The sequence below is a fragment of the Arthrobacter sp. zg-Y919 genome, assembly GCF_030142045.1.
In the GTDB taxonomy this organism is placed as follows: domain Bacteria; phylum Actinomycetota; class Actinomycetes; order Actinomycetales; family Micrococcaceae; genus Arthrobacter_B.
The window spans coordinates 97,681-119,467 of the sequence record NZ_CP126242.1 but is presented as its reverse complement, the minus strand read 5'-3'; the positions used below and the strand labels follow the sequence as shown (position 1 = coordinate 119,467).

General features: G+C 65.8%; 21 protein-coding genes. 7 read left to right on the top strand and 14 right to left on the bottom strand.

Annotation, left to right across the window (positions count from 1 at the left end):
- Positions 1-6 precede the first annotated feature (6 nt).
- The 3 genes from QNO10_RS00585 (at position 7) to QNO10_RS00575 (ending at position 2,619) form a co-directional block, all read left to right on the top strand.
- Positions 7-648 (top strand): hypothetical protein, encoded by a 642-nt coding sequence (locus QNO10_RS00585; RefSeq protein WP_229945630.1) that lies wholly within the window; start codon positions 7-9, stop codon positions 646-648.
- Positions 649-989: 341 nt separating this feature from the next.
- Positions 990-1,607, top strand: coding sequence for a DUF47 domain-containing protein (locus QNO10_RS00580; protein ID WP_229945633.1), 618 nt, complete (start codon positions 990-992; stop codon positions 1,605-1,607).
- Between the two features lies 1 nt (position 1,608).
- The gene (locus tag QNO10_RS00575) at positions 1,609-2,619 is read left to right on the top strand and encodes an inorganic phosphate transporter (protein ID WP_229945635.1); all 1,011 of its coding nucleotides are present in this window, start codon (positions 1,609-1,611) and stop codon (positions 2,617-2,619) included.
- A 7-nt stretch (positions 2,620-2,626) separates the two neighbouring features.
- Here the strand turns inward: QNO10_RS00575 and pstB are convergent, their stop codons facing one another.
- The 4 genes from pstB to pstS all read right to left on the bottom strand — a co-directional run bounded on the left by pstB (position 2,627) and on the right by pstS (position 6,711).
- Complete coding sequence (gene pstB / locus QNO10_RS00570) at positions 2,627-3,406, bottom strand: phosphate ABC transporter ATP-binding protein PstB (RefSeq protein WP_229945638.1); 780 nt, start codon at positions 3,404-3,406, stop codon at positions 2,627-2,629.
- A gap of 29 nt (positions 3,407-3,435) precedes the next feature.
- On the bottom strand, positions 3,436-4,545 hold the full coding sequence (gene pstA, locus QNO10_RS00565) for a phosphate ABC transporter permease PstA (protein WP_229945640.1): 1,110 nt from the start codon (positions 4,543-4,545) through the stop codon (positions 3,436-3,438).
- On the bottom strand, positions 4,545-5,474 hold the full coding sequence (gene pstC, locus QNO10_RS00560; RefSeq protein ID WP_229945642.1) for a phosphate ABC transporter permease subunit PstC: 930 nt from the start codon (positions 5,472-5,474) through the stop codon (positions 4,545-4,547). The genes pstA and pstC overlap by 1 nt, the downstream gene beginning before the upstream one ends.
- A gap of 115 nt (positions 5,475-5,589) precedes the next feature.
- Positions 5,590-6,711 carry a phosphate ABC transporter substrate-binding protein PstS gene (gene pstS, locus QNO10_RS00555; protein WP_229945644.1) on the bottom strand — a complete coding sequence of 374 codons (1,122 nt, stop codon included), beginning with the start codon at positions 6,709-6,711 and terminating at the stop codon, positions 5,590-5,592.
- 219 nt (positions 6,712-6,930) lie between these two features.
- Between pstS and QNO10_RS00550 the strand changes: the two genes are divergently transcribed.
- The 3 genes from QNO10_RS00550 to disA all read left to right on the top strand — a co-directional run bounded on the left by QNO10_RS00550 (position 6,931) and on the right by disA (position 10,704).
- Positions 6,931-8,061: an FUSC family protein gene (locus QNO10_RS00550; protein WP_229945645.1), complete on the top strand. Its 1,131-nt coding sequence runs from the start codon at positions 6,931-6,933 to the stop codon at positions 8,059-8,061.
- Positions 8,062-8,115: 54 nt separating this feature from the next.
- Positions 8,116-9,483 (top strand): DNA repair protein RadA, encoded by a 1,368-nt coding sequence (gene radA, locus QNO10_RS00545; RefSeq protein WP_229945647.1) that lies wholly within the window; start codon positions 8,116-8,118, stop codon positions 9,481-9,483.
- A 144-nt stretch (positions 9,484-9,627) separates the two neighbouring features.
- A complete protein-coding gene (gene disA / locus QNO10_RS00540) occupies positions 9,628-10,704 on the top strand; it encodes a DNA integrity scanning diadenylate cyclase DisA (protein WP_229945650.1) in 1,077 nt (358 codons plus the stop codon).
- Between the two features lies 1 nt (position 10,705).
- Here disA and QNO10_RS00535 read toward each other — a convergent pair whose 3' ends face one another.
- Positions 10,706-11,380 (bottom strand): hypothetical protein, encoded by a 675-nt coding sequence (locus tag QNO10_RS00535; protein WP_229945652.1) that lies wholly within the window; start codon positions 11,378-11,380, stop codon positions 10,706-10,708.
- An 88-nt stretch (positions 11,381-11,468) separates the two neighbouring features.
- Here QNO10_RS00535 and QNO10_RS00530 point away from each other — a divergent pair, with 88 nt between their 5' ends.
- A complete protein-coding gene (locus QNO10_RS00530; protein WP_229945654.1) occupies positions 11,469-12,410 on the top strand; it encodes an iron-sulfur binding domain-containing protein in 942 nt (313 codons plus the stop codon).
- 24 nt (positions 12,411-12,434) lie between these two features.
- Here QNO10_RS00530 and dhaM read toward each other — a convergent pair whose 3' ends face one another.
- The 9 genes from dhaM to panC all read right to left on the bottom strand — a co-directional run bounded on the left by dhaM (position 12,435) and on the right by panC (position 21,772).
- The gene (gene dhaM, locus QNO10_RS00525; RefSeq protein WP_229945657.1) at positions 12,435-13,154 is read right to left on the bottom strand and encodes a dihydroxyacetone kinase phosphoryl donor subunit DhaM; all 720 of its coding nucleotides are present in this window, start codon (positions 13,152-13,154) and stop codon (positions 12,435-12,437) included.
- The gene (gene dhaL, locus QNO10_RS00520) at positions 13,151-13,792 is read right to left on the bottom strand and encodes a dihydroxyacetone kinase subunit DhaL (RefSeq protein WP_229945659.1); all 642 of its coding nucleotides are present in this window, start codon (positions 13,790-13,792) and stop codon (positions 13,151-13,153) included. The genes dhaM and dhaL overlap by 4 nt, the downstream gene beginning before the upstream one ends.
- 2 nt (positions 13,793-13,794) lie before the next feature.
- Entirely contained in the window at positions 13,795-14,796 is a 1,002-nt protein-coding gene (gene dhaK, locus QNO10_RS00515) for a dihydroxyacetone kinase subunit DhaK (RefSeq protein ID WP_229945660.1), read from the bottom strand.
- 194 nt (positions 14,797-14,990) lie between these two features.
- The gene (locus QNO10_RS00510; protein WP_227920630.1) at positions 14,991-15,167 is read right to left on the bottom strand and encodes a CsbD family protein; all 177 of its coding nucleotides are present in this window, start codon (positions 15,165-15,167) and stop codon (positions 14,991-14,993) included.
- 226 nt (positions 15,168-15,393) lie between these two features.
- The gene (locus QNO10_RS00505; protein ID WP_229945661.1) at positions 15,394-15,909 is read right to left on the bottom strand and encodes an amino-acid N-acetyltransferase; all 516 of its coding nucleotides are present in this window, start codon (positions 15,907-15,909) and stop codon (positions 15,394-15,396) included.
- A gap of 157 nt (positions 15,910-16,066) precedes the next feature.
- Positions 16,067-18,574, bottom strand: a complete 2,508-nt coding sequence (locus QNO10_RS00500; RefSeq protein WP_229945662.1) for an ATP-dependent Clp protease ATP-binding subunit — start codon at positions 18,572-18,574, stop codon at positions 16,067-16,069.
- Positions 18,575-18,683: 109 nt separating this feature from the next.
- Positions 18,684-19,010 carry a histone-like nucleoid-structuring protein Lsr2 gene (locus QNO10_RS00495; protein WP_229945668.1) on the bottom strand — a complete coding sequence of 109 codons (327 nt, stop codon included), beginning with the start codon at positions 19,008-19,010 and terminating at the stop codon, positions 18,684-18,686.
- A 276-nt stretch (positions 19,011-19,286) separates the two neighbouring features.
- On the bottom strand, positions 19,287-20,741 hold the full coding sequence (gene lysS / locus QNO10_RS00485) for a lysine--tRNA ligase (RefSeq protein WP_229946616.1): 1,455 nt from the start codon (positions 20,739-20,741) through the stop codon (positions 19,287-19,289).
- Between the two features lie 131 nt (positions 20,742-20,872).
- Positions 20,873-21,772 carry a pantoate--beta-alanine ligase gene (panC, locus tag QNO10_RS00480; protein WP_231707281.1) on the bottom strand — a complete coding sequence of 300 codons (900 nt, stop codon included), beginning with the start codon at positions 21,770-21,772 and terminating at the stop codon, positions 20,873-20,875.
- Between the last annotated feature and the right edge of the window lie 15 nt (positions 21,773-21,787).

Below are 21,787 nucleotides of genomic sequence, written 5' to 3'. Positions count from 1 at the left end.
CAAAGCATGAGTGAGTCCAATTCAATGCCGCGCCATCACAAGCCAAAGCCTCTTGCACCCGTGGACTTCGCCAACTTCCCCGGCGGTGCCGATCCGGCACGCGTTTCCGAGGCGGCCCATCTGGCCGCCCAGGCGCTCGTCCACCACGGCCGCAGGAGCACCGATCCGGAAGTCACCCGCCGGCTGGTGGAACTGACCGACCAGCAGGGAGTCGAAGCGGTCGCCGAAATGTGGGCTGAAAGCCCTGCCCGGTCCCTGCCGGGAGCCCTCTGGCGCCTCTACGCGCTCCGTGCATCCATCCAGCGCAATCCCGAGCGCATTGCCGCGTTCTACGCGGCCGGGAAGGACGTTGCACAGGTTTCCAAAGTCGTTGCCGGAGTAGCCGAACCGCTGGGGGCGGACGAGGTACGCACCATGGCGGACACCATCCTCTCCGGTGCCTTTGAGGGTGATTTCGACGTCGCACTGGAGCGTTTCGCCGCCTTCTGCAGGGTGGTGGCCCTCGGCCAGGCCAACCACGCGGATTCCTCCGAGGCGTCCAACGGGGACCGGGCGACCCTGCTGACCCGCAACGCACGCCAGCTGGTGCACACGGCGGAGGACCTGGAGCATTCGGCAGCCGCCTGGCGGCGGGGCGAACTCGACTAGCCGGAGCCGGCGGGGAGCAGGACAGCCGCCTGGGTAAGGGCTCGTGACGCATCCCCCAGTGGCGGTCCTCACAGTCCCCCGGGGCCGTGTTGACATCACCGGCAGAGAGTAGAAAACTGAAATCGGTGTCGGACTGCGGAACCCCCGGGCTTCAACTCTGAGCCGCTTCGAGCGGCCTTCCGCCGAGAGGCGCTCCCGGTCCGGCACCGCTACTTTCCCCTCCTGAGTCAAACCCGCCGTGCACTGCGCGGGTTTGGCCTGCCGCTCGCTGAACCGGCGCCGCGATCAGATAATCTTGGGCCTGTGAGAACCTCCCCTCCGGCCGGCATGATGTGCACGGCGTGAAACTTCAGCTGTTTCCCCAAGAGAATGCGGGCCTTGAACTGCTCTCCCGGATGGCGTCGCAGCTGCTGCGCGGCACCGGTGTTCTGGCCGAGATACTCGGAGCAGGCCCGGAGGAATTCGACCGGCTTACCGAGCAGCTGCATCAGATCGATGCGGAAACCACGGACCTGCATTTTGCCTTGATGACGCAGATGCGGACCAGCTTCATCAACCCGCTGCCCCGGGAAGACCTGTACGAACTGTCGCTGGTCCTGATGTCCGCAATGGAATGCCTGGACGCCTCCGCGGAGACTATTTCCCTCTACAAGCTCACCGGCGTATCCCGCCGCGCTTCCGAGCAACTGGAAGTCATTGGCCGGCAGGCGGAACTGACGGCCTCCGCCATGCGCCGGCTTGCCTCGCTGGAGGACCTGGAGGAGTACTGGATTGAAATGCTCCGGCTGGCCCGGCGTGCGGAGCGCTCCCGCCGGATCTGGGTGGCGGAACTGATGCGCGAGTACAAGCCGCTGGCCTACGCCAGGCACCGGGACCTGGCCGATCAGCTTTCCGGCGCCACGGCCCAGCTTCGCCGTGCAGCGACCTTCGTCGGCGGCATCCTCGTCCGGGAATCCTAGGGTGACCGCTTTCCTGCTGGCCGGCGTCGTCCTGCTCGCCGGAGCCTATGCCTTCGTCAACGGCTTCCACGACGCCTCCAACTCGGTGGCGACGTCGGTGCGCACCCGGGCCCTGACCCCCACGGTGGCGATCATCCTCGCCGCTGCGTTCAACCTTCTGGGTGCCCTGGTCAGTACCGCCCTGGCCGTCGCCCTGACCGTGCGGTTCGTGGACCTGCCGGCCGGCCCCGAGGGGCTGGGCATCCTGGTTGCCGGATTGCTGGCGGCCTGCGGCTGGGGCGTATGGACCTGGTGGCGGCGGATGCCGTCCTCTTCCACGCATGCACTGGTGGGCGGGATTGTGGGTTCCGGAGCGGCCTCCACCCTGGTGGGCGGGCAGAACATCGCCGAGTCCAACCGGTTGATCTGGGAGCAGCTGGCCCTGCCGTTGCTGCTCTCGCCCGCAATTGCCTTTGCGCTGGCGTACCTGCTGGTTTTCCCCGCCACCTGGCTGATGCGTTACAGCTCCCCGCGCCGCGGCGATGCGGGAAACCGGATAGCGCAGTCCGTCTTCACCTCGGCCTTCTCCCTTGGACACGGCATCCAGGACGGGCAGCGGACCATGGCTGTTGTGGTGCTGGCCCTGTTGGCCGCCGGACAGGCGGTGGAAACGGAGATCCCGCTCTGGGTCCAGCTGTTCGCAGCGTTTGCCCTGGCCGCCGGCACGCTCTTCGGCGGCTGGCGGATCACCCACACCCTGGGCTACCGGCTGGTGCGGATGGACCCGCTGCGGGGCATGAGTGCCCAGGCGGTCAGTTCCACCATGCTCTTCCTCGGCGCCCTCTGGCTGCACATCCCGCTCTCAAGTACCCAGACCATGACCTCCGCCATCGTGGGCGCCGGCACCAACCAGCGCTTCTCCACCGTCCGCCTGATCCCGCTGCGGGAAATCCTCGTTACCTGGCTGGTCACGGCACCGGTGACGGCGGTGCTCGGCGGAATCCTGCTGCTGGCCCTCAGTCCACTCCTATAGCCGGCGTTTACCCGAAACGCCCGGAGACGTAGTCCTCCGTGGCCTGCTCCGCGGGGTTGCTGAAGATGACCGGAGTGTCCGCGTATTCGATGAGCCGGCCGGGCTTGCCGGTTCCGGCAATGTTGAAGAACGCAGTCTTGTCCGACACCCGTGCCGCCTGCTGCATGTTGTGCGTCACGATCACCACCGTGTACTCACTCTTCAGTTCCTCGATGAGGTCCTCGATGGCCAGGGTGGAAATGGGATCCAGGGCGGAACAGGGCTCGTCCATCAGGATCACCTCCGGGGACACGGCGATGGCGCGGGCTATGCACAAACGCTGCTGCTGCCCGCCGGAAAGACCGGAACCGGGCTTGTCCAGCCGGTCCCGGACCTCCTTCCAGAGGTTGGCTCCGGTGAGGGATTTTTCCACCAGGGCATCCGCGTCGGATTTGGAAATCCGCTTGTTGTTCAGCTTCACGCCTGCCAGCACATTGTCCCGGATGGACATGGTGGGGAACGGGTTGGGCCGCTGGAAAACCATGCCGACGTGGCTGCGCACGGTTACCGGGTCGACGCCGGGGCCGTACAGGTTCTCGCCGTCCAGCAGCACTTCGCCTTCCACACGGGCCCCGGGAAGGACTTCGTGCATCCGGTTGAGGGTACGCAGGAAGGTGGACTTGCCGCAGCCCGAGGGGCCGATGAAGGCAGTCACGGAGCGGGGTTCAATGTTGATGTTGACGTCCTGGACGGCCAGGAAACTGCCGTAGTAGACGTTGAGGTCTTTGACGTCGATGCGCTTGGACATGATTTCCTTCTCGGTGGATCGAAGACGGGCTAGCGGGAGGTCCTGGGGGCGAAGATCCGGGCGATCAGGCGTGCGCCAAGGTTCAGCAGCATCACCATGATGATCAGGATCAGGGCGGCCGCCCAGGCCCGCTGGGTACTGGGATCGGTGTTGGTCGGTGAGGTGGGACTCATCAGCTGCCGGTAGATAAACGTGGGCAGCGTGCTCATCCAGCCCGCGAAGGCGTTGAAGTTGATGGTGTTCACGAAGCCGGCCGTGACCAGCAGCGGGGCGGTCTCGCCGATCACGCGGGCTATGGCCAGGGTGACGCCGGAGGCAATGCCGGAAATAGCGGTGGGGACCACTACTTTCAGGATGGTCCGCCATTTCCTCACACCCAGGGCGTAGGACGCCTCCCGGAGCTCGTTGGGCACAATCTTCAGCATTTCCTCGGTGGACCGGACCACCACCGGGATCATCAGTACGGAGAGGGCTACAGCGGCAACAAAGCCCGTCCGCGTGCCGGGTCCGAAAACCAGCCCGAAGAACGCGGCGGCGAACAGGCCGGCCACGATCGAAGGGATGCCGGTCATAACGTCCACGAAGAACGTGATGGCCCGCGAAAGCGTTCCGCCGCGGCTGTATTCCACCAGGTACACGGCAGCCAGCAGGCCCACCGGCACGGAAATGACCGTGGCCCAGAATGTGATCAGCAGGGTGCCGACAATGCCGTGGTAGGCGCCGCCGAGCACCGCTGTCCCGTTTTCAACAGTGGCGTTGTCCACGGCCCCGGTCATTCCGCCCATGGAGGTCAGCAGGAAGTCCGGGTTGAGGCCGGGCAGGCCGCGGGCCAGGACGGTAAAGATCACCGATACCAGGGGCAGCAGCGCCAACAGGAACGCACCGCAGACCAGGTTTGTGGCGAGGCGGTCCACTGCATGCCGCCTGCCCTCCACCACCCAGGTGGCCGCCGTGCCGCCGATGACGAAAAGCACGGCGGTGAAGATGGCGAAGGATGTAACGGAGAAACCGAGGAGGGCGGACAGGGCCGCACCCAGGACCAAGGCCGCAGCCAGCACGATCCAGGGCGTGTAGCGCGGCAGCCTGTTCTTCGTCAGCAGGGAGCCGGGACGGTTCAGGACGGGGGATGTATCGAGCATCAGTTGGCTCCCGAGAATTCTTTGTGACGGCTGATAATCCAGCGGGCAACCACGTTGACCGCCAGGGTGATCAGGAACAGCACGAGCCCTGCCGCGATCAGCTCCGAGAGCCGGAGCCCAAACGCTTCAGGGAAGTTCAGGGCAATCTCGGCGGCTATGGTCTGGTTGCCCGGCCGGATCAGGCTGGCGATCAGCCCGCCGGAGGAAAGCACCAGTGCCACCGCCATGGTTTCACCCAATGCGCGGCCCAGTCCCAGCATGACCGCGCTGATGACGCCGGGACGCGCGAACGGGAAGACGGCCATCCGGATCATTTCCCAACGGGTGGCGCCCATTGCGAGCGCCGCTTCCTCGTGCAGCTTGGGCGTCTGCAGGAAGATTTCCCGTGTCAGCGAGGTAATGATCGGCAGCACCATGACGGAGAGCACAATGCCGGCCGTGAGCATGGTTTTGCCGGTCTGGCTGGCCGGACCGGCAAACAGCGGAATCCATCCGGCGTTTTCGGCCAGCCAGTTATACGGCCCCACCAGGGCCGGGGCCAGCACCGTCATTCCCCAGGCCCCGTAGACCACCGACGGGATGGCGGCGAGCAGGTCCACGAGGTATCCCAGTCCCTGTGCCAGCCGGCGCGGGGCGTAGTGCGAAATGAACAGGGCGACGCCGATGCCCACCGGGGTTGCGATGAGCAGCGCGATGAGGGCGGCAATGACCGTCCCGATGACCAGGGGCAGGATGTACTGTCCAAACCCGCCGCCGGAAATCTCCGCCGGATCGGCCATGAAGGTAGGCAGCGCCTGCCACATCAGGAACACGGCCACGCAGAACAGTACGAAGAGAATCAGGCACCCGGCTGTCACCGCTATGCCGGAGAAAATCTTGTCTCCGGCGCGGCCGGTGCCGCTTTCTCCGGTTATGGACTTGCTGGACACTGCTCAACCCTTCGAAATGCGTTGCGTGCAGACTCTTTTATCAGTGTAGGGACCCCGGCCCCGGTGGTGCCTCTGCCCTCCCCGCACGGAGGTGGGAGAGGGCAGGATGGGCACGTTAGGAACGGACCTTGATGGTTTCCAGCGCGGATTCCGCCTTGCCGCGCAGGGCGTCCGAGAGCGGCGCGCTGCCCGCGGCGTCGGACGCGGCAGCCTGGCCCTCTTCGCTGACGACGTAGGCACCGAACGCGCGTACCAGGTCCACGGCCTGCTGGTCCTCGTAGCTGGTGCAGAACACGTGGTAGCTCACCAGCACCACGGGGTAGGCACCGGATTCCGCCGTGTCGCGGTCCAGGTCCATGGCCATATCCGCTTCGGGACGGCCTTCCCCGGTGACCGGGGTGGAGGATTCGACGGCGAGTGCGGCGGCGTCGGCGCTGAACGGTACGTAGCTTTCGCCCACCTTGACGCTGACCTTGCCCAGGGAACCGGCGGCCGAGGCGTCGGCATAGGTGATGCCGCCCTCGGTGGAGGTCACCGTGGAAATGACGCCGCCGGTGCCGGAGGCGCTTTCACCGTTCGGAAGCTCGGCCGGCCATTCACCTGTTGCCTTATCCGTCCACTTTTCGGGAGCCGCTTCGGCCAGGTATTCAGTGAAGTTCTTGGTGGTGCCGGATTCGTCGCCGCGGTGTACCGCCGTGATGGCGGTGGCAGGCAGTTCCACGCCCTTGTTCTGCGCGGCGATGGCCGGATCGTTCCAGGTAGTGACCTCGCCGCGGAAGATCGCCGCGATGGTGTCTGCGTCGAGGTTCAGCTCCGTGATGCCCGGAAGGTTGAAGGCAATGGCGATCGGGGAAATGTAGACGGGAACGTGGATGGCGCCGTCGGGACCGCAGACCTCCGCGGCCGCAGCGGTTTCTTCGTCGTCAAGGTAGGCGTCGGACCCGGCGAACTGGACACCGCCGGCCAGCAGCGCTTCCCTGCCGGCGCCCGAGCCGTCCGGTGAATATTGGACGGATGCCTGCGGATTGGCTGCGCCGAAGCCCGCGATCCAGGCCTGCATGGCCGCGTCCTGGGAGGAGGCACCGGCACCGGAGAGCGTGCCCGTGACTGAGCTTTCCGCGCTCCCCTCGCTCGGGGCCGCGGAGGGTGCAGCGCTGTCCGTGCCGCAGGCGGCCAGGCTGAGTGCGGCAACAAGTGAAACTGAAAGCACGGATACAGCGCGGTTCAAAACCTTCACTATCGTGTCCCTTTCGAGGGGTTCTTTCGGCACAGGGTGCGCCGGGAAGCTGAGTCAGGAAAAGCAGTCGAGCACAGGGAACGTCCAAACGTTCCTGTCCCAGAGTGGCGAAGCAAGGTAAACGGAAAGTTAACGTGCGCCGGTCGGCCGGGGAACATCTGCCACTACCGGATGTAACGCCGGTTACAGGTTGGCTCCAGCTCCCCCTAGACTGGTTTTATGCCCCAACGCAGCTCCTTCGCCAAAAGCCGGGGGTTCCTGCTGAACCGGGCCCGCGTGGGGCTTCAGCGCAGCCGAAACTCGGTGGTGCCGGCACTGCAGATGACTGTCTGCGCGGTCGGGGCCTACGCATTTGCCGAATATGTCCTGGGACACCAGGGCCCGCTGTTCGCAGCAACCGCCGCCCTGATTTCACTCGGATTCTCCCGTGAACCGCGGACCCGCCGGGTGCTCGAGGTCGGGATCGGCTGCACGCTGGGCATCACCATCGGCGAAATCCTGCTCACCCTGCTGGGCAACGGCCTGGCCCAGGCCGCCGTCGTCCTCTTTGTCTCGGTGATGCTGGCACGCTTCCTGGACCGGGGCGTTATCTTCACTACTCAGCTGGGGCTGCAGTCCCTGCTGGTTGTGCTCCTGCCGGCACCTGACGGCGGTGTCTTCACCCGCAGCGTGGATGCCATAGTCGGCGGAGTTTTCGCCCTGGTGGTCACCATGCTGGCACCGCGGGATCCGCGCCGGGAGCCCAAGTCCAATATCCGCGAAATCCTGCATGAACTCTCCGCCGTGCTGCGCCAGTGTTCCGAGGCCATTGCCAAGAGCGATTCCACCATTGCCTGGCATGCCCTGGTCCGGGCGAGGAATACCCAGCCCCAGTTGGACACCCTGGCCCGCAGCGTCCGTGACGCCCGGGAGGTCGCCCGGATTTCCCCCGCTTACCGGCGGTACCTGGCGGAACTGGGGGACCTGCGCGGCTCCATCGGTTTCCTGGACCTGGCCGTGCGCAACAGCCGGGTCTTCGCCCGCCGGACGACGTCGGTCATCAACCATGCGTCCCTGGGCGACGAAGCCATCGAGAATGTGTCGGAGGTGCTGAACGAGACCGCCGACGCCGTGGATGTCCTGGCCCGCGCACTGGGCGGCGGGGAAGGAGCGGACACCCGCAGGCGGCATCTGCGCCAGGCCCGCAGCGAACTGGCCCGGGTGGGAACCCGGCTGCATCCAAAGTCCCTGGGCATCACCGACCTGCAGGGGGACGCGCTGGTTATGCTGTTCCGCCCCCTGGTGGTGGATCTGCTGGAATCCACCGGACTTACCCACGAAGAGGCAGTCACCTACCTCTCGGAGGTCTGAGGGCCCGGACTGGCCCCGAAAAGAAGTGTCGGTGCCGCGGGATAGCCTGTTTCCATGGCAACAAAGACTGCACGGCCCAAGACCGCCAACTTCCGCTGCTCCGAATGCGGCTGGACAACGGCCAAATGGGTGGGACGCTGCGGTGAATGCCAGGCCTGGGGCACGGTGGAGGAATCCGGGGAAGTCATTGCCCGCACCACCGCCGCCGCGGTCGTGGCCCGCCCGGCACTGAGGATCGGCGAGGTGGATGCCACCACCGCCGCCTACCAGCCCACCGGGGTGGGTGAACTGGACCGCGTCCTGGGCGGCGGCCTCGTCCCCGGAGCGGTGATCCTGCTCGCGGGGGAACCCGGCGTCGGCAAGTCCACCCTGCTCCTCGACGTCGCCGCGCGGGTGGCCGGAGCCGGCCGCGACGTCCTCTATGTCACCGGTGAGGAATCCACGGCGCAGGTGAAACTGCGGGCCGAGCGCATCGGTGCGGTCTCCGAGAACCTCTATCTCAGCGCGGAAACCGACCTGGGGCAGGCCCTGGGGCAGGTGGAACAGGTCTCCCCCGGCCTGCTGATTGTCGACTCGGTGCAGACGCTGAGCAGCCCGGCCGTGGACGGCAGCGCCGGCGGGGTCAGCCAGGTGCGGGAGGTGGCGGCGTCCCTGATCAATGCTGCCAAGACCCGGAACATGACCACCCTGCTGGTTGGGCATGTCACCAAGGACGGCTCCATTGCCGGCCCCCGGCTGCTCGAACACCTGGTGGACGTGGTCTGCCAGTTCGACGGCGACCGGCATTCCCGGCTGCGGCTGCTCCGCGCGGTCAAGAACCGCTACGGACCCACGGACGAGGTGGGCTGCTTCGACCTGACCGAAGACGGCATTGAGGGCCTCGCCGATCCCAGCGGGCTATTCGTTTCCCGGACCAAGGATCCCGTCTCGGGCACCTGCATCACCGTCACCCTCGAAGGCAAGCGCCCCCTGGTGGCCGAGGTGCAGTCGCTGGTCGCGGAGACGGGCAACGCGCAGGCCCGGCGTGCCACCAGCGGCGTTGACGCCTCCCGGGTGGCCATGCTGCTCGCCGTGCTGCAGCAGCGCGCCTCCATGAGCCTGGCCAAGGATGACAGCTATGTCTCCACGGTGGGCGGGGTGAAGCTGGGGGAGCCGGCCACGGACCTGGCCGTGGCGCTGGCCGTGGCGTCGGCGAAGATGAACAAGCCGCTGCCCGCCCAACTGATTGCCTTCGGGGAGGTGGGACTGGCCGGGGAAGTACGTCCGGTGCCCGGCATCGCCCGGCGCATAAACGAGGCTGAACGGCTGGGCTTTACCCACGCCGTGGTACCGGCCTCCCCCAACGGAACGGGAAATATCCCCGCTGGTTTCAAGGTCCGGGAAGTCTCCACCCTCGCCGAGGCCCTGGAGCTGCTCTTCTAGGACTGCTTCCGAGCGCGGGCGCCGAAGGCAGGGGACGTGCCGTGGTTCACCGGCGGGAAAGGGTACCGGGAATCTCCCACTAGTATAGGGACGGGCAAGCCTTAGCCCAGATCATCCAGGCCTACTGGCCGGAAGGAAGTGACCATGGCCCGCAGCCCCGAAGATGCCCTGAAAGCCACCCTGGCGCGGGTCGCACCCGGGACCGAACTCCGTGACGGGCTCGAGCGCATCCTGCGCGGCCGCACCGGCGCCCTGATTGTCCTCGGCTTTGACCGGGCAGTGGATGCCATCTGTTCCGGCGGGTTCGACATCGGCATTGACTTCTCCCCGACCCGGCTGCGGGAACTGGCAAAGATGGACGGCGCCATCGTCTGCGACCGCGACGCCAGCAACATCCTGCGGGCAGCGGTGCAGCTGGTTCCCGACCACACCATTGAAACGCACGAATCGGGCACCCGGCACCGGACCGCCGAACGGGTGGCCATCCAGACGGGTTTCCCGGTCATCTCGGTCAGCCAGTCCATGCGGATCATCCAGCTCTACGTAGGCGGGCTCCGCCACGTCCTCGAAGGTTCCGAGCCGGTGCTGGCGCGTGCCAACCAGGCGCTGGCAACCCTCGAACGGTACCGGTCCCGGCTGGACCAGGTCACGAATTCCCTCTCCGCGCTGGAAATCGAAGCGATGGTGACGGTCCGCGACGTGGCGGTCACGCTGCAGCGCCAGGAAATGGTCCGCCGGATCTCCGAGGAAATTTCGCAGTACGTCCTCGAACTTGGTGTGGACGGCCGCCTGCTTTCGCTCCAGCTGGAGGAACTCACCACCGGGCTCGGGCCGGGCAGCGAAATGATCCTGCGTGACTACGCCGACCTGAATGACGGAAAGCGGAAGATCGAAGAGCAGATCGCCACGCTGCAGAACATGAGTTCATCCGAGATGGTGGACCTGGGCAAGATCGCCTCGGTGGTCGGTTTCCAGCCCGGCCAGGACTCGCTGGAAGCTGTGGTCCAGCCGCGCGGCTACCGGCTGCTGAGCAACATCAAGTCCGTTCCGCCGGCCGTCTCCAACCGGCTGGTGGATTACTTCGGCGGCCTGCAGAACCTCATGGCAGCGAATATCGACGACCTGATGACGGTGGACGGCATCGGCGAACAACGTGCCCGCACCGTGCGTGAAGGCCTGTCCCGTATCGCTGAAACCAGCCTCCTCGACCGGTTTATGTAGGCTACTCCAGCTGGAAGACGGCCGTTTCGCTGGTCGTTTCACCAAGCCTGGCAGTGAACGCGTAGGTGCCGGGGTTGGGGTTTGACGCCACCGCCGCACAGCCCGGCGCCGACCGGTTGCGTTCCCACGTGAAGTTTGCCGTCTCCGACGCGCCGGGCTCCACCTTCTTGAGGAAGTCCTCGCCGCCGTCCTGGCAATCCAGTGAGGAGAAGATGCGGTCCGAGCCGCTGGTGACGGAGAATTCCATCTGGGACGTGCCGACGTTGATTTCGCAGGCCGATTCTCCCGTGTTGGTGACGGTGAGGGTCAGGACCGGAGCCGCTCCGGCTGGATAGACCGGCGCATCAGTGACTGCTGCCACCGACACCGATTCGTTCGGGCAGGCGGACGCCGGCTTGGCGGTTTCCTCCGGTTTAGGGGTTTCGGAAGCCTTCGGCTCGGGGGCTGCGGGGGTGTCCGGCGGCGCGCTGAGGGTAGGGGCCGGAACGGGGGCAGGGCCGGCCTGCTTCTCCGGGGTCAAAGCACCCACCACACCTGCAACGGCGAAACCCAGTCCCACGAGGAGCAGCACGGCAAGGACACCGGCAACCAGCCGGCGCCGGCGGTAAACGCCGGGGCTCGGACGCCGGGGACCGGAACGCTCTTCGGCCAGCTGCTGTGTTCCCATCCCATCCATGGTTCAAGGCTAGGGATTGGCACCTCGATTACGGGGCGCACCACGCCGGTTAGTAGAGTATTGCTGGTCATAGGCAAGGGAGCGCAGCATGGAACCGCAGGCGGAAGAACTGCACCGCCGCATCACGCAGTGGTTCGCCGGGAACGCCCGCGAGCTGCCTTGGCGGGACGCGGAACGCACCCCCTGGGGCGTGCTGGTCAGCGAAATCATGCTCCAGCAGACACCTGTGGTGCGCGTCCTTCCCGTGTGGGAACAGTGGCTGCAGCGGTGGCCGACGCCGGCCGGGCTCGCCTCGGAGCCCAGCGGGGAAGCGGTCCGGGCCTGGGGAAGACTCGGGTATCCGCGCCGTGCGCTGCGGCTGCACGCGGCTGCGAAGGCCATAGTGGAGGAATTCGGCGGGGAAGTCCCGTCCACCTACCCGGAACTGCTGCGCCTGCCTGGCGTGGGTGACTACACCGCTGCCGCCGTGGCTGCGTTTGCCTTCGGTCGGCGTGAAACCGTGGTGGACACGAATATCCGCCGGGTGCAGGCCAGGGCCGTGACCGGCCACGCCCTGCCGTCGCCTTCCCTGACCGCTGCGGAGATGCGGCTGGCCGCGTCCCTGCTGCCTGCGGAGAGCGAAGATTCCGTGGCCTGGAATGCTTCGGTCATGGAACTTGGCGCCCTGGTGTGCACTGCCCGCAGCCCCCGTTGTGCAGAGTGTCCGGTCCTGGACCGCTGCGCCTGGGTTGCAGCGGGCAGACCGGAGCCGCACTACACCGCCAAGGGACAGGCGTGGGCCGGGACGGACCGGCAGGTCCGCGGGGCTCTGATGGCGGTGCTGCGTTCCGCGGACGGCCCGGTCCGCCGGGAACTGCTCCTGCACCCGCCCGTGGACCTGGAACCGCCACGGGCGGCGGTGGAACTGGATCCCCTCGGTGCGCTTCACCGGCTGCAGGCACCGCAGGAACAAATGGAACGCGCGCTGGCCGGGCTGCTGGCCGACCGGCTCGCGGCGGAAGATGCCCGTGGAGTATCGCTTCCGCTTTGACCGGAAACTTTGATGGGAGGGGGCCTAGATTTCCCCGAAGCCGTTCCGCACCTGTGTACCGAGCAGCTCCATTGCCCGCGCCGCATCGGGGCCGGTGGCGGTGGCATTAAGTGTCTCCCCCGGACCCAGCCCCAGGGTCATAAGCATCATGACGGATTTTCCATCCACACCGTTGATGGTGATCTCGGCATCCAGGTCCGCCAGCAGTTGTGCCACCACAGCGGCCGGACGCGCGTGCAGGCCCATCGGGTTGATCAGTGTCCATGAACCGCTTGCCGTTTCGCCGCCGTCTGCTGGTCCGGCCGGCCCGCCGTCCGCCTCCTGCCCGGTGGTGCCGGGGACTGCCTCAGGAGCCGGCGCGTAGGACGCACCGGCGGACTCCGCAGCCGCTACGACGTCGGCCACATCCCTGCCGGTCTGTGCAGCGACCGCTGCCGCCACAGTTCCTTCCACTAACGGCGCATCCGCCATCCGGACCCGCTGCTGCTGCTCCGGTTCGAGGAACTCCAGCGCCGATTCCGCCGTCATCACGGCGGATCCAAGGTCGGTCAGCAGGACGGCACCGTCACCGGAGTCCGCCGCGGCAATACCGGCCATGATCTTTTCCAGGCTGGTGCCGATGCCGTCGTCGTCGGTCCCGCCGGCGGCAGCGATGTGCACATCGGCCGCCATTTGTTCCGCCAGCTCGCCGACCCCCTCCGCCAGTTTCCGGCTGTGCGAGACAACCACCAGGCCTACGCTCACGCTGCTGCCTCCGCTGCTGAAACCGCCGCGTCCAGGATCAGTGCCGTGGACGCGGCTCCGGGATCCAGGTGCCCGGCGCTGCGCTCCCCCAGGTAGCTGGCCCTGCCCTTGCGGGCGATGAGCGGTTCCGTGCCTGCCAGGCCGGCCTCGGCGGCGTTTGCTGCGGCCGTCAGGATCTCCACCGGACCCGAACCGGCTGCCTGTGCCGTGACCGCTGCATCAACGGCAGGCGTCCAAGCGTCGATCATGGTCTTGTCTCCGGGTTCGGCCTTGCCGCGGGCCGCAATTCCATCCCGTGCGGACGTCAGGACCGCCACCAGCTCGGCCGGACCGAGCACCGCAGCGCTGCCCGCTCCCGTGGATGCCCGCAGGAACGCCGTCCCGTACAGCGGCCCGGCCGCGCCGCCCACCTTGGACATGAGGGTCATGGCGACGGTCTTGAAGACCTCGCCGGGAGTTTGGGGCACGCCGTCGGCGTCGAGTTTCTCCACAACGGCACTAAAGCCGCGTTCCATGTTTTCCCCATGGTCGGCGTCGCCGATTTCCCGGTCCAGGGTGGTCAGCCGCTGCCGGTTTTCACTCAGGGCGGCGGCGCTTTGCCGCATCCACCGGTCCGCCCAGGCTGCATCCAGTTCCATGCCTATACCCCCCACCGCAGGGCCGGGGTGAGTACCGGCGAGTCCCACAGGTCCGTAAGTTCATCGTCCAGCCTCAGGACCGTAACCGACGCCCCCTCCATCTCCAGTGCGGTGATGTAATTGCCCACCAGGGACCGTTCCACCCGGGCACCGCGGCCTTCAAGGATCTGGGCTGCCCGGCGGTAGACAATGTACAACTCACTCAGTGGCGTGCCGCCCATCCCGTTAACGAAAAGCAGCACCCGGTCGCCGGAAGCCACACCCAGATCGCTGAGCACCGGATCCATAAGCTGGTCCGTAATCGAATCGGCGTTGGTCATGGGCACCCGGTGCCTGCCGGGTTCGCCGTGGATACCCACACCCATTTCGATTTCGTCGTCGGCAAGTGTGAAACTCGGCTCCCCCGCGTGCGGAACCGTGCACGGCGCCAGGGCCACACCCATGGACCGGACGTTGGCGTTCACCCGTTCGGCGATCTCCGCAACCTTGGCCAGGTCGTCCCCGCGGTCCGCGGAGCCGCCGGCGATCCGCTCCAGCAGCACGGTACCGGCAACCCCGCGCCGGCCGGCCGTGTAGAGCGAGTCCTCCACCGCGACGTCGTCGTTCACCACTACCGTGCGGATGTCGATGCCTTCGACGCCGGCCAGTTCAGCGGCGGTCTCAAAATTCAGGACGTCGCCGGTGTAGTTCTTGACCACCAGGAGGACCCCGGAGCCCGAGTCGCTTTTCACGATGGCGGGAAGGATCTGGTCCGGCGTGGGCGAGGTGAAGACGGGACCGGGAACGGCGGCGGTGAGCATGCCGCGTCCGACATAGCCGCTGTGCAGCGGCTCATGCCCACTGCCGCCGCCCGAAACCAGCCCGACCTTCCCCTCGACGGGGACGTCCCGCCGCAGGACGTAATCCGGATCCAGATGGATCTGGACCAGGTCGTGGTGGGCCAGCCCGAATCCTTCGAGCGACTCGGCCACCACCGAGCGCGGGTTGTTGATGAGTTTCTTCATGGCGCGGGCTCCTTAGCGAACGGCCTCCGGAGCCTCCCGTCGCACGTTGTGGCTCCCTCTCACCATCCGACCCTACGCGTGCCGGGGGAAGTGCAACAGGGTGCCCGGCACGTCACCGCACGGCAACCGCCAGGCAGGGAAAACGGGCATAAAAAAAGCGGGAGGGGCGAACCCCTCCCGCTTCCGGTAAAACCCTACTTGCCCTTGAAAGCGTCCTTGACGTTCTCGCCGGCATCCTTCAGGCTCGACTTGGCCTGGTCGCCGTGGCCTTCGGCCTCCATGCGCTCGTTGCCGGTGGCCTTGCCAACGCCTTCCTTGACCTTGCCGCCCAGGTTTTCGGCCTTGTTCTGCATCTTGTCATCTGCGCCCATTACTGAACCCGCTTTCTGATCGTGGCCCGTCCTTGCCGCGAAGCAGCCGCTGTTTCCAACTGCTGCCGTTCCCAACCGCCGTGATTTACAGCTGCTGGATACCGCGCTCCGGCCGGGACCGTTGATGATGCTAAGTACCCTGAGCTTAGCCAGCGCTGCAGGCAAAAGGCCAGCAGGGACCTGCCGGTTCCTCTGTCTGCGAACACCCCCTCAGTGCCGCGCCGGGCTAGAAAGTCCGGATCATCCGCGTGTTTCCGAGCGTGTTCGGCTTCACCCGGGCGAGGTCCAGGAACTCGGCCACGCCCTCATCGGAGGAGCGCAGCAGCTCGGAATAGACCTCGGGATCCACCGCTGACTGGTTGGCCATAACCACGAAACCGTGCCGCTGGAAGAACTCCACCTCGAACGTCAGGCAGAACACCCTCTTGACGCCGATGTCCACGGCGTCGGCGAGCAGCTGTTCCAGCAACCGGTGGCCTATTCCGCAGCCGCGCAGGGCGGGATCGGCGGCCAGGGTGCGCACCTCGGCGAGGTCTTCCCACATCACGTGCAGGGCGCCGCAGCCGACAACCCGTCCATCCCCGTCCTCCGCAACGCGGAATTCCTGCAGCGCCTCGTAGTAGGCAACCGCTTCCTTGGCCACCAGGACCCGTTCATCGGCCAGGGGCGCCACCAGGGCGCGGATGGCGGGAACATCGGAAGTCCGGGCGCGCCGGATGGTGATGGTGGGTACGGAAGTCACCGGCCCAGTCTAGGACCGCCGGTGCGGCGGCGCGCAAACGGTGCCTGTAACCGGCTGGGGCAATGCTTCTTAATGGCAAAGGACCCGGCGGGCTGTGTGCCCGCCGGGTCCTTTAGCTGTACTGGTTGTGCTGTGCGCTGGTACTGCTGTGCGGTGGTTAGTCCCGCACGCCGGCTTCGATGGCCGAGGCGGCTTCCTCAATGGCCTTCGGAACACCGCTGCCCACGAACGTGAACTTCGCTTCGTCGCCTTCACCCTCGACGTCCACCGAGATGACTTCTCCCGGCTTCAGTTCGCCGAAGAGGATCTTCTCGGAAAGCTGGTCCTCGATTTCGCGCTGGATGGTCCGGCGCAGCGGCCGGGCACCCATGGCGGGATCGTAGCCGCGGGTTGCCAGCAGCACCTTGGCAGCCGGGGTGAGCTCGATGGTCATGCCCTTCTCGGCCAGGCGCTGGCTCAGCCGGTTCAGGAAGAGGTCCACAATCTGGACAATCTCGTCCTGGGTCAGCTGCGGGAAGACCACGGTGTCATCAACACGGTTGAGGAACTCGGGGCGGAAGTGCTGCTTCAGTTCTTCCGTAACCCGTGCCCGCATCCGGTCGTAACCGGTCTTGGTGTCCGTGCCGGACTGGAAACCGGTCATAACGCCCTTGGAGATGTCCCGGGTTCCCAGGTTGGTCGTCATGATGATGATGGTGTTCTTGAAGTCCACCATCCGGCCCTGGGCGTCGGTCAGGCGGCCGTCTTCGAGGATCTGCAGCAGCGAGTTGAAGAGGTCCGAGTGGGCCTTCTCCACTTCGTCGAACAGGACCACGGAGAACGGACGGCGGCGTACCTTTTCGGTCAGCTGCCCACCTTCTTCGTAACCCACGTATCCGGGAGGAGCACCGAACAGCCGTGAAACAGTGTGCTTCTCGGCGTACTCGGACATGTCCAGCGTGATGAGGGCATCCTCGTCACCGAACAGGAACTCCGCAAGGGCCTTGGCCAGTTCCGTCTTACCGACACCGGTGGGTCCGGCGAAGATGAAGGAACCGCCGGGACGCTTGGGATCCTTCAGTCCGGCCCGCGTACGGCGCATGGCCTGCGAGATGGACTTGATGGCCTGGTCCTGGCCGATGACGCGCTTGTGCAGTTCGTCTTCCATCCGCAGCAGGCGGGTGGACTCTTCCTCGTTCAGCTTGACCACGGGGATGCCGGTGGAGTTGGCAAGCACCTCGGCGATGAGTTCCTCATCCACCTCGGCAATGTCATCCAGGCCGCCGGACTTCCACTGGCGTTCCTTCTCCGCGCGCTGGTCCTGGAGCTTCTGCTCCTTGTCGCGCAGGGAAGCGGCACCTTCGAAGTCCTGGGAGTCAATTGCGGACTCCTTCTCCATCTTCAGGGCCGAGATCCGCTCGTCGATTTCCTTCAGCTCGGGCGGAGCAGTCATCCGGCGGATGCGCAGGCGGGCACCGGCTTCGTCGATCAGGTCGATGGCCTTGTCCGGCAGGAACCGGTCACTGATGTACCGCTCGGCCAGCGTTGCGGCAGAGGCGAGGGCAGCGTCGGTGATGGATACCCGGTGGTGCGCTTCGTAGCGGTCCCGAAGGCCCTTGAGGATCTCGATGGCATGCGCAACCGAAGGCTCGGCCACCTGGATCGGCTGGAAGCGGCGTTCCAGAGCGGCATCCTTCTCAATGTGCTTGCGGTACTCATCCAGCGTGGTGGCACCAATGGTCTGCAGCTCGCCCCGGGCCAGCATCGGCTTCAGGATCGACGCGGCATCGATGGCACCTTCGGCGGCACCCGCACCAACCAGGGTGTGGATCTCGTCAATGAACAGGATGATGTCGCCGCGGGTGCGGATTTCCTTGAGGACCTTCTTCAGGCGTTCCTCAAAGTCACCGCGGTAGCGGGATCCGGCAACCAGCGAACCGAGGTCAAGGGTGTAAAGCTGCTTATCCTTGAGCGTCTCGGGCACGTCACCGCGCACAATTGCCTGGGCCAGGCCCTCGACGACGGCGGTCTTGCCGACGCCGGGTTCGCCGATCAGGACGGGGTTGTTCTTGGTCCGGCGTGAAAGCACCTGCATCACGCGTTCCATTTCGTGCTCGCGCCCAATGACGGGGTCGAGCTTGGATTCGCGCGCGGCCTGTGTGAGGTTGCGGCCGAACTGGTCCAGCACCACCGATCCGGCGGGCTGGCCTTCCTGCTGCTGGCCACCGGTGGAGACAGGCTCCTTGCCCTGGTAGCCGGAAAGCAGCTGGATGACCTGCTGGCGGACCCGGTTCAGGTCGGCACCAAGCTTGACCAGCACCTGAGCGGCAACGCCTTCACCTTCACGGATCAGGCCGAGCAGGATGTGTTCGGTGCCGATGTAGTTGTGGCCGAGCTGCAGGGCTTCACGGAGCGAGAGCTCCAGCACCTTCTTGGCCCGCGGGGTGAAGGGGATGTGACCGGTCGGGGCCTGCTGGCCCTGACCGATGATCTCCTGTACCTGCTCACGGACAGCACCAAGCGAGATGCCCAGGGATTCAAGGGCCTTGGCAGCGACACCTTCACCCTCATGAATGAGCCCAAGCAGAATATGCTCGGTGCCGATGTAGTTGTGGTTGAGCATGCGGGCCTCTTCTTGGGCAAGCACGACAACGCGACGGGCACGGTCGGTAAATCTTTCAAACATGAGGCACACTCCTAGCTAACGCGTAATTCGATGCTACGTGCCCCAGGGGTGCAATAGGAGCTTGTTCGCCATGGGCGTGAGACCCGGGCGGAAGACCCGGGCGCGAGGCCTAGCCCTGTGCGGCGCGGTAGGCGTCGATGATCTCGCTGTTGACGCGGCCGCGCTCGGAAACCGTGTAGCCGTTCTTGCGGGCCCATTCACGGATCTGTGCTGCTTCGTTGCTGCGCGCCGAGCCGGCGCTGCGCGGGCGTCCGGTGCGGCCCCCAACCTTGCGGCCGGCATCAACATAGGGCTTCAGCGCATCGCGCAGAGTTTTCGCATTGTCCTTTGACAGATCAATCTCGTACTGTGACCCGTCCAAGGCAAACCGTACGGTCTCATCCGCACTTCCGCCGTCGACGTCGTCCACGAGAATGATTTTTACCTTTTGTGCCATGACAGGCTCCTAAGCAGCTAAAAATGGGAAGACTAATTATGAGACCACTTAGAGTATGACGCAATTAGTTAAGCCCCGTCAAAGCACTTGGCTATTTATTGTCTACTTCACCCGGTTTCTTCAAAGTTTCATGGGCTACACTCTGGTCAGCTTCCCGTTCAGCCTCCGCAAGCGCCTTCCGTTCGGAACGATCCGAGTTAAGCAGGGCCCTCATGACGAAATAAAAGAGAGCTGCAACACAAACTGAGGGCAGAAGAACTTCGACATATTCCATGGTTAACCCATTTCCGGCTTTAGGAGGGGGAACAGAATTGTTTCCCTGATTCCTGTATTCGTGAAAAGCATCACAAGGCGCTCAATTCCCAGGCCAATACCGCCCATGGGGGGAGCCCCGTACTCGAGTGCCCGGAGGAAGTCCTCATCCAGGGCCATGGCCTCATCATCGCCGCCTGCCGCCAGGCGTGACTGCTCGGTGAGGCGTTCACGCTGGATCACCGGGTCGATAAGTTCGGAGAACGCCGTGCCGCGTTCCATGCCGCCGATAATCAGGTCCCAGGCCTCGATCAGGCGGGGATCATTGCGGTTCGGCCGGGCCAGCGGCTGCGCCGAGGGCGGGTAGTCGTACACGAACGTCGGCTGCAGCAGGTGCGGTTCCACGATTTCGCCGAACAGTTCAATAACCAGCTTTTCCGCATCCCATTTGGGGTCCACCGAGACGTCGTGCGCCGCGGCGATTTCCCGCAGCACTGATGCTTCGGTATCCGGGGTGATTTCCGTGCCGACGGCCTCGGAAAGCCCGGGGTACACGCTCAGCCAGCGCCATTCGCCGTCGAGGTCGATGGTTCCGGCAGGCGTTTCGATCTGCCGGCTGCCCATGAGGTCGGCGCAGTGCAGGATGATCTCCTTCATCCGCTCCGCCATCACGAACTGGTCCGCGTAGGCCTCGTAGCATTCGAGCGTGGTGAATTCCGGGGAGTGCGTGGAGTCCACGCCCTCGTTGCGGAAAATGCGCCCGATCTCGAACACCCGCTCAATTCCACCCACCACGGCGCGCTTGAGGTACAGCTCGGTGGCGATGCGCAGGGTCATCTTCTGGTCGAATGCGTTCAGGTGGGTCTCGAACGGACGGGCCGCGGCTCCGCCGTGGACCAGCTGCAGCATGGGTGTTTCCACCTCGACGTAGCCGTGGTTGTGCAGGGTGTCGCGGACACCCCGGACAATCGCCGCACGCTTGTAGACCATGTCGCGCGCTTCCTCGCGCACCATCAGGTCAACGTAGCGCTGGCGGACACGGGTTTCCTCGCTCAGCCCGGCATGCAGCACCGGCAGCGGCCGCAGGGCCTTGGACGCCATGGACCACGACTGCGCCATCACGGAGAGCTCGCCGCGGCGCGAGGAAATGACCTCGCCGCGGATGAAGACAATGTCACCCAGATCCACCAGGGACTTCCAGTCCCCAAGGGATTCCTCGCCGACGACGGCGAGGCTGAGCATGGCCTGCAGCCGGGTTCCGTCACCCTCCTGCAGGGTGGCGAAGCAGAGCTTGCCGGTGTTGCGGATGAACACCACGCGGCCGGTGACGCCCACGGTCTCGCCGCTGGCTTCGTCGGCCTGCAGGTGGCCGAACTTTTCGCGTACTTCCTTCAGCGAGGCGGTGCGTTCCACCCCCACCGGGTAGGCCTCATCCCCGCGGTCAATCAGCCGCGCACGCTTCTCGGCACGGATGCGCATCTGTTCGGAGGTGTCTGCGGCTTCGGGAACGGGGTTAGATGTGGTCACGGTAGTTAAGTTTACAGAGCAAAGCGCCGCTCCCCGTTCCTGTGCTCCGTACCTCCCTGCCGGGTACGGTTCGGAGCCTCCTGCTAGGGCAGGAGTGCGTTGTCGATCAGGCGGACCGGACCCACCCGCGCGGCCAGCAGAGCCAGCGCGGTCCCGGTCAGCGGTTCATCGGCAGCCGCTCGGACCGGTTCGAGGGTCTGCGGGTCCACGACCGCGAAGTAGTCCAGCTCCACCCCGGGCTGCTGCGCGACCAGTTCGACGGCGGACGCCAGGTCCAGCGGCCCGCCCGCAGCCGCGCGTTCCTTCAGCAGGGTCAGCGCCCTGGACAGCACGAGTGCAGCCTGCCGCTGGCCGTCGTCGAGGAAGCGGTTCCGGCTCGATTCGGCGAGACCATCCGCGGCACGGACGATCGGCACGCCGGTGACCTCCACGGCGAAGTTGAGGTCCGCGGCCATGCGGCGGATGAGGGCCAGCTGCTGGGCATCCTTTTGTCCGAAGTAGGCCCGGAAGCGTGCCGGTACCGGGGGTGCGGCGAGGTGGAAGAGCTTGGCTACGACGGTGAGCACCCCGTCGAAGTGTCCCGGGCGGGAAGCTCCCTCCCAGCGGGTGCCCATGGTGCCCGCGCTCAGCCGCACCAGCGGCGCGCCGCCGGGGTACATCTCAGCCTCGGAGGGGGCGAAGACCAGGTCCACACCCGCCCGGCCCAGGAGTTCCAGGTCCGCGTCGAGGGTGCGGGGGTAACGCTGCAGGTCGGCGGGGTCGTCGAACTGGAGGGGGTTGACGAACACCGAGGCGGTGACGACGTCGTTCTCCGCCCGCGCCGCACCCATCAGGGAGGCGTGGCCCTCGTGCAGGGCGCCCATGGTGGGAACCAGCGCGAGCGAGGGAAGGCGGGAAGGGTTGGCGGCAGCCGCTTGCTGAAGCAGCTCCGCCGTGGCGGAACGCAGTTCGGCGGCTGTGGTGACGAGGCGGGGGGTGTTCAACACTGTCCTTTGGTA

What these genes read in the sequence shown, in the direction of transcription:
- pstB (WP_229945638.1), bottom strand. Translation starts at nt 3,406, where the DNA reads ATGTCCAAGCGCATCGACGTCAAAGACCTCAACGTCTACTACGGCAGT.
- dhaL (WP_229945659.1), bottom strand. Translation starts at nt 13,792, where the DNA reads ATGGAACTGGATGCAGCCTGGGCGGACCGGTGGATGCGGCAAAGCGCC.
- dhaK (WP_229945660.1), bottom strand. Translation starts at nt 14,796, where the DNA reads ATGAAGAAACTCATCAACAACCCGCGCTCGGTGGTGGCCGAGTCGCTC.
- lysS (WP_229946616.1), bottom strand. Translation starts at nt 20,741, where the DNA reads ATGCGCATCCGTGCCGAGAAGCGTGCGCGGCTGATTGACCGCGGGGAT.
- QNO10_RS00495 (WP_229945668.1), bottom strand. Translation starts at nt 19,010, where the DNA reads ATGGCACAAAAGGTAAAAATCATTCTCGTGGACGACGTCGACGGCGGA.
- pstA (WP_229945640.1), bottom strand. Translation starts at nt 4,545, where the DNA reads ATGCTCGATACATCCCCCGTCCTGAACCGTCCCGGCTCCCTGCTGACG.
- QNO10_RS00535 (WP_229945652.1), bottom strand. Translation starts at nt 11,380, where the DNA reads ATGGATGGGATGGGAACACAGCAGCTGGCCGAAGAGCGTTCCGGTCCC.
- disA (WP_229945650.1), top strand. Translation starts at nt 9,628, where the DNA reads ATGGCCCGCAGCCCCGAAGATGCCCTGAAAGCCACCCTGGCGCGGGTC.
- QNO10_RS00500 (WP_229945662.1), bottom strand. Translation starts at nt 18,574, where the DNA reads ATGTTTGAAAGATTTACCGACCGTGCCCGTCGCGTTGTCGTGCTTGCC.
- QNO10_RS00585 (WP_229945630.1), top strand. Translation starts at nt 7, where the DNA reads ATGAGTGAGTCCAATTCAATGCCGCGCCATCACAAGCCAAAGCCTCTT.
- QNO10_RS00530 (WP_229945654.1), top strand. Translation starts at nt 11,469, where the DNA reads ATGGAACCGCAGGCGGAAGAACTGCACCGCCGCATCACGCAGTGGTTC.
- radA (WP_229945647.1), top strand. Translation starts at nt 8,116, where the DNA reads ATGGCAACAAAGACTGCACGGCCCAAGACCGCCAACTTCCGCTGCTCC.
- QNO10_RS00510 (WP_227920630.1), bottom strand. Translation starts at nt 15,167, where the DNA reads ATGGGCGCAGATGACAAGATGCAGAACAAGGCCGAAAACCTGGGCGGC.
- QNO10_RS00550 (WP_229945645.1), top strand. Translation starts at nt 6,931, where the DNA reads ATGCCCCAACGCAGCTCCTTCGCCAAAAGCCGGGGGTTCCTGCTGAAC.